The organism is Actinoallomurus sp. NBC_01490, assembly GCF_036227085.1.
Lineage (GTDB): Bacteria > Actinomycetota > Actinomycetes > Streptosporangiales > Streptosporangiaceae > Actinoallomurus > Actinoallomurus oryzae.
In genome coordinates, this window is record NZ_CP109433.1 from 9,514,362 (window position 1) to 9,531,160 (window position 16,799).

Below are 16,799 nucleotides of genomic sequence, written 5' to 3' on the forward strand. Positions count from 1 at the left end.
TGGGCCTCTGACCAGCCACTCTTGACCGATGAGAGCCCGCCGGATCGTCGCGAGCGTCCTCCTGCCCCTGGCCCTGACGGCCTGCACGGAGGGCAACGCCCGTGTCCCCGCGCAGCAGGTCGCGCACGCGGCGCCCGGCGCCGCGAGCGCCGGCGACTCCGTCGTGCCCGGCAGCGGCAACGGCGGCTACGACGTCCAGCACTACGACCTCGACCTGAAGATCACCCCGCGGGCGCACCCGGCGGTCGCCGGCACCACGACGATCACCGCGACCGCCACCCAGGCGCTGAGCCGGTTCGATCTGGACCTCACCGGACTCGACGTGACCAAGGTCACGGTCGGCGGGGTGTCCGCGGAGCACGGCCGTGCTCCCGGCAAGCTGGTCGTCACTCCCCCGAAGCCGATCGCCAAGGGCGGCTCGTTCACGGTGGCCGTCACCTACTCCGGCAACCCCAAGGCGGTCGACGATCACCTGCTCGGCCGGTACGGCTGGATCCGTACGGGCGACGGTGTCTTCACCGGTGACGAGCCCGACGGGGCGCACAGCTGGTTCCCCGGCAACGACCACCCGGGCGACAAGGCGACGTTCGGGTTCCGCGTCACCGTGCCGCGCGGCCTGACCGCGGTGGCCAACGGCGAGCTCGCCGGCACCACCGAGTCCGGCGACACCGCGACCTACACCTGGCGCGAGCGCGACCCGATGGCGACCTACCTCGCGATGGTCGACGTCGGCCGGTTCAAGATCCGCAGCGGGCGCACGCCGGGCGGGGTGCCGGTCTACGTCGCCGTCGACCCGTCCGTCGACAAGGCCGGCCTGGACGCCCTGTACGCGAACACGGTGAAGGTCACCGACGCCTGGGCCAAGCTCTTCGGCCCATACCCCTTCACCTCGACCGGTGGGGTGGTCGACGACGCTCCGGTGCAGTTCGCCCTGGAGACCCAGACCAGGCCGGAGTACATCGCGGGCATGGCCGCCCTGCCCACCGTGGTCGCGCACGAGCTGTCCCACCAGTGGTTCGGCGACAGCGTCTCGGTGACGCGGTGGAGCGACATGTGGCTCAACGAAGGGTTCGCGACGTACGCCGAGTGGATGTGGGGCGAGCGGGAGAACCCCGCCGACACGGTCCAGCAGCAGTTCGACAGCCGGTACGCCCAGACGCGCAGTTCCGACCTGTGGAACATCCCGCCGGCCGCACCCGGCCGCACCGCGCTGTTCGGCCGTTCGGTCTACGACCGCGGCGCGATGGCGCTGCACGCGTTGCGCAAGAAGGTGGGTGACGAGCGGTTCTTCGCGATCCTGCGCGCCTGGACCGCCGAGCACCGCCACGGCAACGCCACGACCGCGCAGTTCACGGCGCTCGCCCAGCGGGTCTCCGGCATGGATCTGCGCCACCTGTTCCAGGTGTGGCTGTACGACCGAGGGCGGCCCGTGAACTGGTAGCCGGAGACGCCGCACCGAAACGGATCTTGCAGTGGAGCATTCGGCCGAGCATGCTTCCCCTTGCATGTTCAGCTACGCATGCGCTTTGACGACGGGAGTTCGCATGGCGAGGAACACCTCGCGAGCGTTGTCGATCGCCGCCTCAGTGGCGGCGATCGGTCTGCTCGCCCCCACGGCGACCGCGTATGCCGGTCACCGTGCCTTCACGCCGGGTCTGCCCGGCGCCGGCGACCGTTACTTCCCCGACATGGGGAACGGCGGATACGACGCCCAGCACTACTCCCTCGGCCTGAAGTACGACCCGGGTACCAAGGCCATCGACGCCACCGCGAAGATCACCGCGCGGGCCACCCAGAACCTGTCGCGGTTCGACTTCGACTTCCTCGGCCCGCTGAAGATCAGCAAGCTCACGGTCGACGGGCGGAAGGCCTCCTACACCCGCACCGGCGCCCAGGAGCTGGTGATCACCCCGGACCGCGGCGTGCCGCAGGGCCGGGTCTTCACCGTCGACGTCGCGTACTCCGGCGTGCCGAAGTCGATCAACGACCCGGCGCTGGGGCTCTCCGGCTGGATCGCCACCCATGACGGCGCGGTGGCGCTGTCGCAGCCATTCGGGTCGGCGACCTGGTACCCCGTCAACGACACGACGCACGACAAGGCGACGTACGACTTCACCGTCACCGTGCCGAACGGCCTGAAGGTGCTGGCCAACGGCGTACCCGCGGGCGAGCGCACGCAGGGCGCGAACACCACCTTCCGCTGGGTCGACCGGCAGCCCACCGCGAGCGAGCTCGTGCTGATGGCGATCGGCCACTTCGACGTCCGCGACACGCGCACCGCGACCGGCCTGCGCAACATCACGGCCGTCGACCCGGCCTCGGTGCCGGCCGGCGACAAGACGGCGGCCGACGACTTCAACAAGGCGACCGCCGACGTCATCGACTGGGAGCAGAAGCTCTACGGTCGCTTCCCGTTCTCGGCGACCGGCGGCATCAGCGTGCTCGCGCCGGACGTCGGATACTCCCTGGAGACCCAGACCCGCCCGGTGTACGCCCGGCGCACCGCCGGTGCCCTGCCCTCGGCCACACTGCTCTCACACGAGCTCGGCCACCAGTGGTTCGGCGACGAGGTGACGCCGTACGTCTGGCAGCACATCTGGCTGAACGAGGGCTTCGCGACCTACAGCGAGTGGCTCTACAGCGAGCAGCACGGCGGCGAGACGGCCCAGCAGCACTTCGACGAGGCGTACAAGTCCTCCTCCACCGACTGGAGCGGGAAGGTGGCCGACCCGGGCCGCGACCACATCTTCGACGACCTGGTGTACACCCGGGCCGCGATGACGCTGCACCAGCTGCGCCGGGCGATCGGTGACACCGCGTTCTTCGCCCTGGTCAAGGCGTGGCCGGCCCAGCACCGGTACGGCAACGACACGACCGCGGAGTTCACCGCCTTCGCCCAGCGGTACACCCACAAGGACCTGCGCCCGCTGTTCCAGGCGTGGCTGTACACCGCGGGCAAGCCCGCGCTGTAGGCGTCCCCGCCGCACGTCCCCGGGCCTCGCGTGGGCCCGGGGACGTTCGTCTTTCCCGGACGCGACATCAGCGGGCGCGGTCGGGGGAAGACTGAGGGTGACCACCACTGGGGATGGGTTCGGGGGGACTCATGGCCACATGCGAAGTTTGCGGTAACGACTACGGCATGTCGTTCGAGGTGCACGCGCAGGGCGCGGTGCACGTGTTCGACTCGTTCGAGTGCGCGATCCAGCGCATGGCCCCGATCTGCGAGCACTGCCAGTGCCGCATCGTGGGCCACGGCGTCGAGGCGGGCGACCGCTTCTTCTGCTGCGCGCACTGCGCCCGCGAGGCAGGCGTCCGCGAGCTGGTCGACCACGCCTAGTTCGATGCGGGTCACCGCGTCTCGGCGGTGAGCAGGAACGCCGTCGGTGCCAGGGCGCACGCGGCGGCCGCCCAGGCGAGCGCCGCGTATCCGCCCGCCGACAGCACCGGCGTGGACACCAGGCTCGCCAGTGCCGCGACGCCCCACACCGTCGCGTCCACGGCGCCCTCGACTCCGGCTCGCGCCGGTTCGGGCAGGTCGCGGGCGAGCCGGCCGCTTCCGCCGACGAAGCAGAGGTTCCAGCCGTAGCCGAGCAGGAACAGCGCACCGGCCCGCAGCGGAGCGCCGCCTCCGGACGTGGTCGCCGCCAGCGCCGACGCCAGGACCAGGACGCCCAGCCCGCCGGCCATCACCGGCCGCGGGCCGGTCCGGTCGATCAGCCGGCCGGTGACCGGCGAGAGCGCGAACATGCCCAGCGTGTGCGCGGACAACGCCAGGCCGACGGCGTCGAGCCCCTCGCCGTGCATGTGCATCTCCAGCGGGGTGGCCGTCATCACCGCCACCATGACGACCTGCGCGGTGACCATCACCGCCAGTGCCGTGCGCGCCCCGGAGTCCCGGGCCAGCTCCCGGAGCCGCACGGACTCCGCTCCGTACGCCGCGCGGCCTCCCCGGCCGGCCAGGGCCAGGCGGGCGACGCCCGCGGCGATCAGTGTCGCCACGGCGGCGACGGCGTACGGCCCGGTCAGTGCGGTGCGGCCGAGGGATGACGCCAGGGTGTCGGCCGGTCCGATCAGCAGCGGCCCGATCACCGCACCGACCGCGCCGGCCCACACCACCATGCTGATCGCGAAGCCCCGCCGCTCCTGCGGATAGAGTTCGGCCGCCGCGTACCGCGACAGCTGCGCGCCCGCGTTGCCCAGGCCGAGCAGCAGCAGTCCGGCGCTCAGGGCGAGGACGTTCCCGGCCGCCACCGCGCAGGCCGCGATCGCACCCCCGAGCGCCGCGGCCAGGTAACCGAAGGTCAGGCCGGCTCGCCGGCCTCGGCGGCCCATCATCCAGGTGAGGATGAGCGCGCCGGTGCCGGTGCCGACGATGCCCGCGGTGTTCGGGACCGCGCCCCAGCGTGCGCCGAGGTGGTCGCCGGCGACGATCGTGCCGACCGCGCTCGCGATGGCCATCGCGGCGTTCATGAGCGCGGCACCGGAGAAGAGTGCCGCCATGACGCGTGTACGGATCATGCCTTGACGGTAGAAAAGTCGAGCCTCCGGATAAATGGCCGATCAACGGAGAACAGGGTGATACGCCTGTTGTTCGCCAGGAGATTCCGCGCCAGACTTTCCGGATGGACAAACCGCTCGATCAGACCGACTGGCGCATCCTCGGCGAGCTGCAACGCGACGGCCGCCTGTCGTACAACCGGCTCGCAGGTCTCGTGAACCTGTCCGCTCCCGCCGTGGCCGAGCGCGTACGGCGGCTGGAGGAGGCGGGCGTCATCACCGGGTACGGCGCGCGCGTCGACGCGGGCAAGGCCGGGCTGCCGCTGACGGCGTTCGTCCAGATGCGCTGCGCTCTGGGCAGCTGCCTGCTCAAGACGACGACGGCCGAGGAGTTTCCGGAGGTCACCGAGATACACAAGCTGGGTGGCACCGCCTGTTCGATGCTCCGCGTCCGGGTCGCGTCCATGCAGCACCTGGAGGGACTACTCGAGCGCTTGGGCGAACACGGCGAGATGAACTCTCACATCGTCCTGTCGACCCAGTACGAGGGCCGCCCCGTCGAGCCGCCCCCGGCCCAGCCGCGCCCGGTCACCGACAGCGGCTGGAGCGTCTGACCGTACGACGTGCACGAGTCCTCGAACTGGCCGGTGCAGGCGGGGACGATCACGCTACATTCACCGAATGTCCGCCGTTTCTCGTCGTCATGTCCTCATCGCGGGAGCGGCGGCCGTGGCCGCCGCGGGATGTGCCTACCCGCTGGTGCAGTCGGACGTTCTTCCGGGCCGTTATCGGCTGGCGCCCTATCTCGGGAAATGCGGCTCGATGCCTCCGCTGCCCAAGGTGACGCCCGGGCCCGTACGCGAGCTGCGTTTCTCCGCGAGAGGACAGATGACGTCCGCCGTGGTCGGTTTCCCGCCCGGCGCGACGAAGCACCTCCCGGTGGTGGTGATGCTGCACGGCTCGAACGGGAACGCCCGGACGCCCTTCGACGTCTACGGCATCCACTACTACCTCGCCGCGGCCGTCCAGAGCGGGGTCCCTCCGTTCGCCGTCGCCGCGATCGACGACTGGGCCGACGCCGCCGGCGAGCCGTCGTCGGTGATCACCGAGTCGCTGGTGCCCTTTCTGCACGACCAGGGATTCTCCACCGGCCGCATCGGGCTGCTCGGCTGGTCGATCGGCGGCCACGGCGTGCTGAGCCTCGCGTCCGCGCTGGGACCCGATCGCGTCGCCGTGGTGGTGGCGACGTCGCCCGCCATCTCCCGCGACGACGCCGTCGCGTTCTCCAGGTCGGTCGCGCGAATTCCGGTCTCGGTGACCTGCGGCCGGGACGACCCGCTCTCGATCCCGGCCAAAACCCTGCTGGACCGGCTCCGCGCCGCCAGGACCGCCGAGGTCACCGGCGGCATCTACCCCGGATGCCACGACTCGGTGTTCCGCCGCCGCATGTTTCCGGCGCAGATCCCCTTCCTGGGGCACCATCTCGTCTGAGAGCGCGGAGCCGTCGGCGAGACGGTGGTGCCCGTCGAAGAAATCGCCCGTGCCGCGATGAGTTCCGGCCGGGTCGCGAGTCTGTTCCGGTGACCGTCGTAGGAAGTGCTACGGCGCCACCCGGCACGAGACACCACGGAGGACACCATGACGACCACGCCGGACGACCCGACCACCGCGCTGCCCGGCCGCCCGCCCGTGGTCGACCTGGCCACCTGGCAGGCGGCCCGGGACGAGCTTCTGGTCCGCGAGAAGGCCCACACCCGCGAGGGTGACGCCATCGCCGCGGCCCGCCGCCGGCTGCCGATGGTGGAGTTCGACGGGACGGTCGAGATCGTCGGACCCGACGGCCCCGTCCCGTTCCTGGACCTGTTCCAGGGCCGCGACGAGCTCGTGGTCTACAAGCACATGTGGCACGACGGCGCGCCGCACCAGGGGCAGTGCGAGGGTTGCACCAAGATGGCCTGGCACCTCAAGGACGCCGTCTATCTCAACGCCCGCGGCGTCTCGTTCGCCATCGTGACCACGGGCCGGTGGGAGGAGGTGGCCTCCTACGTCGAGTTCATGGGCTACACCCAGCCCTGGTACTCGGTGCGCGGCGTGGACGCGCCGGTCGGCGGAGAAATGGGGTACATCACCTGCTTCCTGCGCGACGGCGACCGCGCGTTCCTCACCTACTCCACGACGGGACGTGGCAACGAGCCGGCCGACGGGTCCTTCGCCCTGCTCGACATGACGCCCTACGGCCGCGGCGAGGCGTGGGAGGACAAGCCCGAGGGCCGGCCCGAGGGGCGCCACGCGTGCTGGTACTGGCGCTCGGACGCGGACGGGAACGCCACCTGGGGCCCGACCAGCCGCCCCGCGCCACAGTGGACCCGTCCCGGCGCGACCCCCGTGGAGACCCTCGGGCGGCACGGCCACCACCACTGACGCGCCTTCGCCGACGGCGTCAGGTGCCTGGAGACCCGGCTCAGTTGAAGCTCAGGGTGTAGCCCTCTTTGCGGAGCCGGCCGAGCACCTCGTCGCAGTGCTCGGGCCCTCGGGTCTCCAGGTGCAACAGCACCTCCGCCTCGTCGACGTTGAGCCGGGCGGCCACCCGCTCGTGGACGACGTCGAGGACGTTGACCTCCATCTCGGCCAGCTCGGACAGCAGGTCCACCAGGGCGCCCGGGTGGTCGCGCAGCCGCGCGCGGAACACCAGGTAGCGTCCGGCCGACGCCAGCCCGTGGCGGAGCACCTTCGACAGCAGCACCGGGTCGATGTTGCCGCCGGACAGCACCGTGACGACCGGGGCCTCGAACTCCTGCGGCCGGTCCAGCAGCGCGGCGACGCCCACGGCGCCGGCCGGCTCGACGACCTGCTTGGACCGTTCGAGGCAGTTGACCATCGCGGCGGACAGCGACTCCTCCGAGACCGTCACCACCGAGTCGACGAGCTTGGAGACCATCTCGAAGGTGAGGTCGCCGGGGCGGCCGACGGAGATGCCGTCGGCCATGGTCGCGGCGGGTTCGACCATGACGGGGCGGCCGGCGGCGAGCGAGGGCGGGAAGGCAGCGGCGCGCTCGGCCTGCACGCCGACCACGCGGACGTCCGGGCGCACCGCCTTGACGGCGGCCGCGATCCCGGCGATCAGCCCGCCGCCCCCGATGCCCACGAGGATGGTGCGGACGTCGGGGCACTGTTCGAGGATCTCCAGGCCGAGCGTGCCCTGACCCGCGACCACATCGGGGTGGTCGAACGGGTGGATGAAGACGGCGCCGGTCTCCTCGGCGTAGGCGTTCGCCGCGGCGAGGCAGGCGTCCACGCCGGGGCGCTCGAACACGACCTCGGCCCCGTACGCGCGGGTGGCCACGACCTTGGGCAGCGGGGCGCCGGCCGGCATGAAGACGACCGCCCTGCTGCCGAGCAGCTTGGCGGCGAGCGCGACGCCCTGCGCGTGGTTGCCGGCGCTCGCCGCGACGACGCCCCGTGACCGTTCTTCGTCGGAGAGACGCGCGATGCGCACGTACGCACCGCGGGACTTGAAGGACCCGGCGCGCTGGAGGTTCTCACACTTCAGGTGGACAGGGCCGCCGATCTTCGCCGACAGTGACCGGGACCCGAGGATCGGCGTGTTGACGGTGACGTCCCGCAGCAGCTCGCGGGCCGCGCGGATGTCATCGATGCCGACGGCGGGACTCATGGTCCAGAGTTAACCACGCCCGCATCACGGATGCTCGCTCGCAGGTCGGCGCGGCCGCGCACAGATCATCGCGGCCCCTTCTCGTACGGGCTCGGCACCGGGAAGTAGGCGTCGAGGAACCAGCTCATGAGCTCCAGCTGCCGTGCCTGTGTCACCGCGTCGGAGTCGGTGTCGTTCAGGCAGAACACGTCGAACCGCCGCAGCGACAGCATCCGGCGCAGCCGGTACGGCGTCTCGCGGGCGGCCAGGTCGGTGTAGGAGTAGTTGATGTGCCCCGGCGCGGCGCGTCCGGTGAGGAACGCGTAGTAGTGGTGCAGCGACGAGGGGATCGCGATGTCGTCGGGGTGGCGGAACTGGTGCCGCGCCGTCTCGGCGGCCTCCTTGGCGAACCGCTGCTCGATCTCGGCGAGCACGCTGCGCCGCAGGGCGTACGGGACGTGCTTCATCTTCTGGGTGAGCACCGGCCCGAAGGCCTCCTCGATCAGCCGCCGGTTGTTCTTGCCCGCGGCCAGCACCGGCAGGTCCGCCACGGACCGGTCGCCGAGTGCCACCTGCGCCTTGGAGGTGAAGAACCGGCTGACGCCGTTGGCCTGGAAGAACTGCGCGGGCCGCACCGGGCGGCCGAGGAAGAAGTCGTCGTTGAAGTACAGGAAGTGCTCGGCCAGCCCGTCGATGTGGTGGAGCTGCGACTCGATCGCGTGCGAGTTGAACGTCGGCAGGACGCCGCGGTCACCGAAGAGGTCGCGGTGGTCGACCACCGTCACCTTCGGGTGGTCCACGTCGAGCCAGGGCGGCACCTGGCCGTCCGTCACGATCCAGATGTGGCGGACCCACGGCGCGTACGCGGCGACGCCGCGCAGGGAGTACCGCAGCTCGTCGCGGCTGATGTAGCGGGCGTCGTTGGCCGCCTGCCGGTTGAGCCGCGCGACGCCGACCGCCTCGAGCGCCGCGTCGCGCCGGGCCCGCCACGCCTCGTCCGCGCCGTCGACCCAGGTGTAGACGACGTCGATGGGGAAGGTCACGTCCTCCACCAGCCGGGCGGTGAACTCGGGTCGCGTGGGGTAGTCGCCGTACGGCTCGCCGTGGGGAGACAGGGTGGTCAGGCACGCCTCGGGTACCCGCACCGTGCGCCCGTCCGCCGGGACGCGCTCGGCGACGCGGTTGGGCCGCGGCGCGACCAGGTCGTCCTCCTCCCGGGTCCAGAACTCCACGGCGCAGCCGTGCTCCTCGCCGACCACGAGCCGCCCGTCCGGCGTGCTGTAGTAACGGACGATCCGCAGGACCGGCGCACCGGCGACGCTACGCCACGCCCGGTCGCCGAACCCGTAGCGGCCGTCGTCGCCCACGTACGCCCCGGCCTCCGCGCAGGCGCGGGCCAGCGCGCGCACCGCGCGCTCGCGGTCGGTGGCCGCCACGCCGACGGCCGACTGGCGGTCGTCGAGCGGGCGCAGGCAGAAGTACGGCACGCCGGCCGCCGTCAGGCTCGCGCACACCAGGTCCAGCGTCTCCCGGCGGACGGACACCGGTGTGAGGCCGGCGCGGATCTCGGCCAGCCGCACCCGGCCGCGGGTGCGGGCCAGCCCCCGCTCGGCCGGGGCCAGCAGCCGCCGGTGGCGCAGGTGGTACCACAGGGTCGTGCGGCGGTCCGCGAGCCGGCGCAGCGGGCCGCCCGCGGAGGCCTTCAGGAGGAACCGGTTGCGCGCCTCCGGCGACACCCGGCGCGCCACCCGCGCGCGCAGCGACCGCGGCATGAGTTTCCGGTAGAGGCGCAGCAGCCAGAACGACTCCGTGCTGGTCGGAGCGAGCACGATCCGGTTCGGCGCCACGGTGTGCCGGTCGGCGTCCGGGTGTTCCCCCACCGGGTCGTCGTACGGTGCCCGTACGGCATCCTGCATGTGTCAGTCCCAACATGAACTGGCGCGCCGGCTTGCGGGGGTTAGCCAGAGTTCGCCATAGATTTTCCGGTTATTAGGGGGACCGTTACCTCAGGTCATCGGTTCACACGCCGACGAAGATCATGGAAATTTCATGCCGCCGGTCAGTCGCCGCCGGTCAGTAGCCGCTGGTCAGTCGCCCGCCGGTCAGTCGCGGGTCCAGTAGCGTTCGCCGCCGAAGACGAACGCCGCCGCGCCGACCAGGCCCGCCATCTGCCCCAGCGCCGCCGGGACCACCCGCACCTCGCGGGCGAAGTCCATGCGGGCGTGGGCGCGGAAGGTGTCCTCCAGCGGGCGGAACAGCAGCGGCCCGGCCTGCGACAGGCCTCCGCCGACCGCGACGACGTCAAGGTCGCACAGGTGGGTGGCCGAGGCGATCGCCACCCCCAGCGCCCAGCCCGCGCGGTTCATCGCGCGGACGGCGACCGGGTGCCCGCGGGCGGCGTCGTGGGCGAGTTCCTTGCCGGTCTCGCCGGTCCAGCCCTGTTCGCGCGCCCAGGCCGACAGCCCGGGGCCGCGGGCGATCGCCTCCAGGCAGCCCCGCCCGCCGCATTCGCAGGGCGGACCGTCCGGGTCGACGATCACGTGCCCGATATGCCCGGCGTTCCCGCTCGCGCCGTCGATGAGCCGGTCGCCCAGGATGAGACCGCCGCCCACGCCGGTGGACACGACCATGCCGAGGACGTTGGGCCGGCCCCGCCCGGCGCCGCGCCAGTGTTCGCCGACGGTGACCGCGACGGCGTCGTTGTGCACCCGGACCGGCAGACCGGGGAAGCGGTCGACGAGCCGCTCGCGCAGCGGGAAGGCCCGCCACGCGGGCATGTTGAGCGGGGAGACCTCGCCCGACGGCCACCACATCGGCCCGCCGCAGCCCACTCCGACGCCGGCGAGCCGCTTGGCCGGGAGCTTATCGATCAGGGCCAGGAGGGTGCGCCAGAGGCCGTCGGCGTCGACGTGGGGTGGCCGGGGCGTGACGATGCGCTCGTAGGCGCCGACCCGGCCGCCGGGTTCGACCAGCGCGGCGGCCATCTTGGTGCCACCGATGTCGATCGCGAGAACCGAGGCGTTCGCCGGTGCACCGCCGCCGTCTTCCATTTTCCGCCGCTCCCCTAACCGAGCCGGTACCGCTCCTTCGAGGTCACGGTCCGGCGGGTGGTCCGGTGGCCCACGTCATCGGGCCCCCTTCCCCGCCTCCGGCCCGAAGGCCAGGATGGAGGCGCTGAACCCGTGCACGTGGTTGTGGCCCGACACCGGCCCGATCTCGCCGGCGGCGAAGAACCCGCCGATCCCCGAGGTGCCGAGCATGCCGCGCACCAGGCGCACGTCGTGGTCGGAGTTGGGGAACATCGCCCGGCCCCGGCCCGTACAGGAGAACAGCAGCGCTCCCTCGACCGGCGCGAGGCCGAGATCGCCGAGCATGAGGGTGAGGTCCTCGTCGGCCGCGCCGGCGTCGCGCACCTGGAAGCGCACCGTACGGCCGACCTCGATCACGTCGCCGGTGGCGAGGGCCCCCGCCTCGGGGTCGGCGCCGATCACCCCGCGGACCAGGAAGTCGCCGCGCTCGTGCTGCTCGGCGTACTCGTCCATCGCGATGCCGATCAGCAGCCCGCCCTCGATCATCGAGCGCTCTTTGTCCGGGAGCTCGGCCACGACCTCCTCGAGCTTGGTCAGCGCGGGGGTGCCCGCCAGCTCGTACAGGACGTTGTCCTCGGCCTGGGTGACGGCCATCGGCGGGCCGACCGGCCGGGCGCCCTGGCTGACCAGCGTCGCGGTCATGACCGAACCGCCGAGCAGCACGCCGACCGCGCCCGTGTCGACGATCTCGCCGTCGGCGAAGAGCCGCGCGGAGCCGCGCCCGCCCTGGCCGGTGGCCAGGCCGCCGACGATCGGCAGGCCCGGCAGGACCTCACCGGACCGCTCGACGAAGGCGTCCACCGGGAAGCTGTAGGGGTCGGCGAGCAGGACGGCGACGACGTCGTCGTCCCTGGTCTGGGGCATGCCGACCACGGCGAGGCGCTGTGCGCCGTCCGACTCTTCGCCGGGGAACTTCAGGGTCTCCAGCCGGAACGGCTCGATGCGCGCCTCGGGCAGCCGCGCCGCCCACGCGCTGACCGCGCTGGAGTCCTCGACGCCGTGGTTGCCGCCGATCACGCCGGGAGCGCCGCAGCCGATCACGTTGGGAGTGCCGGCGACCTCCATCGCCCGCCGCGCGGCCCGCTCGACGGCGTCCGGGGCCTGCGCGCACACGAACACGAAGACCAGATCGGGCGGGCCGTCGAGAGGCAGGCGGGCCTGCGCCACCGCGGAGTCCGCGGCCGCCACAAGGTCGGGTCCGACGGCCAGACCGTCGCCGAACCGCGCCACTGCCTCGCCCCCCATCAACACGTCCGATTCCTTACGGTCTACCACAATGTGTGGAGGTTTCCCGGCCCAGCGGCGGGCCCCTTCCGGGCCGTCCGATTAAGGTCAGCGGGTTCCCCTACCCGGTCTTGACGACTCTCAACCCGCCGTGTCGCCAACGGCTCTGCGGATGCGGATCCGAAAATCCGGGCATAGTGTCGAACGGAGCACGAGCACGCGCGGGAGTACGGCGAGCGAGACCGGGGGCGGCGACACGTGAGCGCGCCCTTGGCCGGCCACCATTGAGATAGCGATAGAGGACAGTGAACACGCGACCGACGACACTTCGTGAGCTCCGCGCCAGTGGTCATGTCCACCGGCCGGTGAAGACCGAGATACGCGACAACCTCCTTGCCCGCCTCCGCACCGGCGAGCCACGTTTTCCGGGCATCGTCGGATTCGACGACACCGTCCTGCCCCACCTCGAACGCGCCCTGATCGCCGGGCACGACCTCGTCCTCCTGGGCGAGCGCGGTCAGGGCAAGTCCCGGCTGATCCGCACGCTCGGCGGCCTCCTGGACGAGTGGACGCCGATCGTCGCGGGCTGCGAGATCAACGATCACCCGTACGCCCCGGTGTGCGTACGCTGCCGCCGGCTGCTCGACGAGCACGGCGACGACCTGGCGATCGACTGGAAGCACCGCGACGACCGGTACGGCGAGAAGCTCGCCACCCCCGACACCAGCGTCGGCGACCTCGTGGGCGACATCGACCCGATCAAGGTCGCCGAGGGCCGTACGCTCGGCGACCCGGAGACCGTCCACTACGGGCTCGTGCCCCGCACCAACCGCGGGATCTTCTGCGTCAACGAGCTGCCCGACCTGGCCGAACGGATCCAGGTGTCGCTGCTCAACGTGCTGGAGGAACGCGACGTGCAGATCCGCGGGTACGCCCTGCGGCTGCCGCTCGACGTCCTGCTCGTGGCCAGCGCCAACCCCGAGGACTACACCAACCGGGGCCGCATCATCACGCCGCTGAAGGACCGCTTCGGCGCCGAGATCCGCACCCACTACCCGCTCGACCTCGACGACGAGCTGGTGCTGATCGGCCAGGAGGCCCAGGTCACCGCCGCCGTACCGGTCCACCTGATGGAGGTCATCGCCCGGTTCACCCGGCTCGTACGCGAGTCGCCGGCCGTGGACACCCGCTCCGGCGTGTCCGCGCGGTTCTCCATCGCGGCCACCGAGACCGTCGCCGCCTCGGCGCTGCGCCGCGGCGCCGTCGCGAACGAGGACCAGCCGGTGGCGCGGGTCTGCGACCTGCCCTCGATCGTGCCGACCCTGCTCGGCAAGGTGGAGTTCGAGGTCAGCGAGGAGGGTCGCGAGGAGGAGGTGCTGGCGCACCTGCTGCGCCGCGCCACCGCCGAGGCCTGGCGGCGCATGCTCGGCTCGGCCGACCTGACCGGCCTGCTCGACCGGTTCGACCGCGGCGCCACCGTCGACGCCGGCGAGCTCGTGCCGGCCGCGGAGCTGCTGCACCGCATCGGCCCGGTCACCGGCCTGTCGCGGATCCTCGACGGCCTCGGCATGGAGGGCGAGTCGCCCGGACACGCGGCGGCGGCGCTGGAGTTCGCCCTCGAAGGGCTCTACCTCATGCGGCGGCTGTCCAAGGACGTCGCGGACGGCACGTCCACGTACCGCACCTGAGTTTCGTCACGAGGAAAGAAGGTCACCGTGTCCGGATTCCGGTACGGGCCCTACCACGACGGACCTGATCCCCTCGCGCCTCCGTACGACATCCGCGAGGCCATCGACGCCATGGGCGACTCCATGCTGGAGGGCACCGGGCCGGCCGAGGCGCTGCGCGAGCTGCTGCGCCGCGGGCTGCCCGGCGAACGGCGGCGGCGCGGCCTGGACGACCTGCTGCGTCAGGTGCGCTCCCGGCGGCGGCAGCTGCGCGGCAGCGGGCGCCTCGACGGCACGCTCGAAGAGGCGCGCGCCCTGCTCGACCGGGCGGTCGGACAGGAGCGCGCCGCGCTGTTCCCCGACCCGAGCGACGACGCGCGGCTGCGCGAGGCCGAGCTCGACACGCTGCCGGAGGACACCGCGCAGGCCGTACGCCGCCTGTCGCCCTATCAGTGGCGTTCGCCGGAGGCGCGCCAGACGTTCGAGGAGCTGAAGGACCTGCTGCGTCGCGACGTGCTGGACGCGCAGTTCCGCGGCATGAAGCAGGCGATGACCAACCCCGACCCGGCCGCCATGGAACGGGTCAAGAACATGATGTCCGCGCTCAACGACATGCTCGAGAAGGACGCGCGCGGCCGGCACACGCAGGAGGACTTCGACGCCTTCATGCGGGAGTACGGGGACTTCTTCCCCGACAATCCCCGCAACCTGGAAGAACTGGTCGACTCCCTGGCCCGGCGCGCCGCCGCGACCGAGCGGCTGCTCGCCTCGCTCACGCCCGAGCAGCGGGAAGAGCTGGCCGGGCTCATGGCCCAGGCGCTGGAGGACGCCGGGCTGGCCGAGGAGATGGCCCGGCTCGGCTCGGCGCTGCGACAGCGGCGGCCCGACCTGGACTGGACCGGTTCGGAGCGGATGAACGGCGATGACCCGATGTCGATGGGCGACGCCACCACCGCGCTGGAAGAGCTCGCCGACCTCGCCGAGCTGGAGGGCGCGCTGCGGCAGGACTACCCGGGCGCGCGGATGGACGACATCGACGAGGAGGCCGTACGCCGGGCACTGGGCCGCCAGGCCGTGGACGACCTGGCCGAGCTGCGGCGCATCGAGGCCGAGCTCGAACGCCAGGGGTATCTCAAGCGCCGTGGAGGGTCTCTGGACCTCACGCCCAAGGCGGTGCGCAGGCTGGGCGAGACGGCGCTGCGGCGGGTGTTCGCCCAGCTCGAAGCCTCGCGCAAGGGCGACCACGACCAGGTCGACGCGGGTCAGGCGGGCGAGCTGACCGGCGCCAGCCGCCCGTGGCGGTCCGGCGACGAGCAGCCCATCGACGTCATCCGCACGCTGTCGAACGCCCTGCGCCGGGGCGGGACGGTGGCGACCTCCGAGCGGCCCCGCGTACGCCTGGAGGTGGACGACTTCGAGGTGCTGGAGACCGAGCGCCGCACGGCGGCGGCGGTGTGCCTGCTGGTCGACCTTTCCTACTCCATGGCGCTGCGGGGCACGTGGGGGTCGGCCAAACAGACCGCCCTCGCCCTGCACACGCTGGTGGCCACCAAGTACCCGCAGGACGCCGTGCAGATCGTCGGCTTCTCCAACTACGCCCGCGAGCTGCACCCGACCGAGCTGGCCGGGCTCGACTGGGACATGGTGCAGGGCACGAACCTCCACCACGCCCTGATGATCGCCGGTCGCCACATCGACAAGCACCCCGAACACGACCCGATCATCCTGGTGATCACCGACGGCGAGCCGACCGCGCACCTGCTCCGCGACGGCCGCTCGTCGTTCGACTGGCCGCCGTCACCGGAGACGCTGGAGCTCACCCTGGCCGAGGTCGACAAGATGACCCGCCGCCGGGCGACGCTCAACATCTTCATGCTGGCCGACGACGAACGCCTGGTCTCCTTCGTCGAGGAGGTCGCCCGGCGCAACGGCGGCCGGGTCTTCGCCCCGACCCCGGAACGCCTGGGCGAGTACGTCGTCCGCGACTACCTCCGCGTACGCCGGGGCGGCCACTGATCTCTCAGGTTACGAGACAGTGTGTCCTTGTATAGTGCCGGACATGAAGGAGCACGGTCGAGGCGGGCGCCCCCGCAGCGAACAAGCCCGCATGGCCGTCCTGCACGCCGCCGACGACCTGCTGCTCGAGGTCGGCTATGCCGGTATGACGATGAAGTCCATCGCCGAGCGGGCGCGCGTTTCCCGGCAGACCGTCTACCGATGGTGGTCCACCAAGGCGGAGATCCTCTTCGAGGCCAGTGCCGGCGACGCGGAGGAGGAGCTCACCCTGCCCCTCTCCGACCACCCGGTCGACGATCTGGTGGCCTACCTGGAGGCGCTCGCCCGCTTCCTCGCGCACTCGCCGGCCGGGGCGGCCTACCGCGCGCTCATCGGCGAGGCGCAGCACGACCCGGCCGTCGCCGGCCTTCTCGCGGCCAAGGACATCCTCGGGGACAGCGCGCGAGCCGTCGTGGAGCGGGTGCTCCGCCCGGACGCCGACTCACGCGCCGTCGACCAGGCCACCGCTCTCCTGGTCGGACCCACGTTCTTCTGGATCCTCAGCGGACGGGATCCCGATCAGCTCGTCGCCCGCGAGCTCGCCGAGGCGTTCCTCCACGAGGTCCGAGCCGGCGAGATCACCGGAACCACCTGAGCGGCGGCGATCCGCCGGGC

At 72.0% G+C, this 16,799-nt stretch carries 14 protein-coding genes; 9 read left to right on the top strand and 5 right to left on the bottom strand.

Features of this window, described 5'->3' with window-relative positions; translation table 11 throughout:
* Nucleotides 1-28: 28 nt before the first annotated feature.
* The 3 genes from OG417_RS43620 to OG417_RS43630 all read left to right on the top strand — a co-directional run bounded on the left by OG417_RS43620 (nucleotide 29) and on the right by OG417_RS43630 (nucleotide 3,337).
* Nucleotides 29-1,441, top strand: a complete 1,413-nt coding sequence (locus OG417_RS43620; protein ID WP_329242198.1) for a M1 family metallopeptidase — start codon at nucleotides 29-31, stop codon at nucleotides 1,439-1,441.
* A 103-nt stretch (nucleotides 1,442-1,544) separates the two neighbouring features.
* The gene (locus OG417_RS43625) at nucleotides 1,545-2,972 is read left to right on the top strand and encodes a M1 family metallopeptidase (RefSeq protein ID WP_329242201.1); all 1,428 of its coding nucleotides are present in this window, start codon (nucleotides 1,545-1,547) and stop codon (nucleotides 2,970-2,972) included.
* Nucleotides 2,973-3,139: 167 nt separating this feature from the next.
* Complete coding sequence (locus OG417_RS43630; RefSeq protein ID WP_425550869.1) at nucleotides 3,140-3,337, top strand: hypothetical protein; 198 nt, start codon at nucleotides 3,140-3,142, stop codon at nucleotides 3,335-3,337.
* Between the two features lie 11 nt (nucleotides 3,338-3,348).
* On the opposite strand, the gene OG417_RS43635 is transcribed toward OG417_RS43630, so the two are convergent.
* Nucleotides 3,349-4,518 (bottom strand): MFS transporter, encoded by a 1,170-nt coding sequence (locus OG417_RS43635; protein WP_329242207.1) that lies wholly within the window; start codon nucleotides 4,516-4,518, stop codon nucleotides 3,349-3,351.
* A 104-nt stretch (nucleotides 4,519-4,622) separates the two neighbouring features.
* Between OG417_RS43635 and OG417_RS43640 the strand changes: the two genes are divergently transcribed.
* The 3 genes from OG417_RS43640 to OG417_RS43650 all read left to right on the top strand — a co-directional run bounded on the left by OG417_RS43640 (nucleotide 4,623) and on the right by OG417_RS43650 (nucleotide 6,918).
* A complete protein-coding gene (locus OG417_RS43640; RefSeq protein ID WP_329242211.1) occupies nucleotides 4,623-5,111 on the top strand; it encodes an Lrp/AsnC family transcriptional regulator in 489 nt (162 codons plus the stop codon).
* A 67-nt stretch (nucleotides 5,112-5,178) separates the two neighbouring features.
* Entirely contained in the window at nucleotides 5,179-5,988 is an 810-nt protein-coding gene (locus OG417_RS43645) for a hypothetical protein (RefSeq protein WP_329242214.1), read from the top strand.
* A gap of 147 nt (nucleotides 5,989-6,135) precedes the next feature.
* Entirely contained in the window at nucleotides 6,136-6,918 is a 783-nt protein-coding gene (locus OG417_RS43650; protein WP_329242217.1) for a DUF899 domain-containing protein, read from the top strand.
* 40 nt (nucleotides 6,919-6,958) lie between these two features.
* Here the strand turns inward: OG417_RS43650 and ilvA are convergent, their stop codons facing one another.
* From ilvA to OG417_RS43670, 4 genes are all read right to left on the bottom strand, one after another.
* The gene (ilvA, locus tag OG417_RS43655) at nucleotides 6,959-8,170 is read right to left on the bottom strand and encodes a threonine ammonia-lyase (protein WP_329242220.1); all 1,212 of its coding nucleotides are present in this window, start codon (nucleotides 8,168-8,170) and stop codon (nucleotides 6,959-6,961) included.
* 65 nt (nucleotides 8,171-8,235) lie between these two features.
* The gene (locus OG417_RS43660; RefSeq protein WP_329242223.1) at nucleotides 8,236-10,065 is read right to left on the bottom strand and encodes a stealth family protein; all 1,830 of its coding nucleotides are present in this window, start codon (nucleotides 10,063-10,065) and stop codon (nucleotides 8,236-8,238) included.
* A gap of 186 nt (nucleotides 10,066-10,251) precedes the next feature.
* Nucleotides 10,252-11,199: an ROK family protein gene (locus OG417_RS43665; protein ID WP_329242225.1), complete on the bottom strand. Its 948-nt coding sequence runs from the start codon at nucleotides 11,197-11,199 to the stop codon at nucleotides 10,252-10,254.
* Between the two features lie 75 nt (nucleotides 11,200-11,274).
* Nucleotides 11,275-12,468, bottom strand: coding sequence for an FIST signal transduction protein (locus OG417_RS43670; protein ID WP_329263016.1), 1,194 nt, complete (start codon nucleotides 12,466-12,468; stop codon nucleotides 11,275-11,277).
* 359 nt (nucleotides 12,469-12,827) lie between these two features.
* Here OG417_RS43670 and OG417_RS43675 point away from each other — a divergent pair, with 359 nt between their 5' ends.
* Genes OG417_RS43675 through OG417_RS43685 form a run of 3 tightly spaced genes read left to right on the top strand, consistent with a single transcriptional unit; the run spans nucleotide 12,828 to nucleotide 16,779 of the window.
* Nucleotides 12,828-14,150, top strand: coding sequence for a sigma 54-interacting transcriptional regulator (locus OG417_RS43675; protein WP_442875612.1), 1,323 nt, complete (start codon nucleotides 12,828-12,830; stop codon nucleotides 14,148-14,150).
* Nucleotides 14,151-14,177: 27 nt separating this feature from the next.
* The gene (locus OG417_RS43680) at nucleotides 14,178-16,145 is read left to right on the top strand and encodes a hypothetical protein (RefSeq protein WP_329242231.1); all 1,968 of its coding nucleotides are present in this window, start codon (nucleotides 14,178-14,180) and stop codon (nucleotides 16,143-16,145) included.
* A gap of 43 nt (nucleotides 16,146-16,188) precedes the next feature.
* Nucleotides 16,189-16,779, top strand: coding sequence for a TetR/AcrR family transcriptional regulator (locus OG417_RS43685; RefSeq protein ID WP_329242234.1), 591 nt, complete (start codon nucleotides 16,189-16,191; stop codon nucleotides 16,777-16,779).
* Nucleotides 16,780-16,799: the final 20 nt, after the last annotated feature.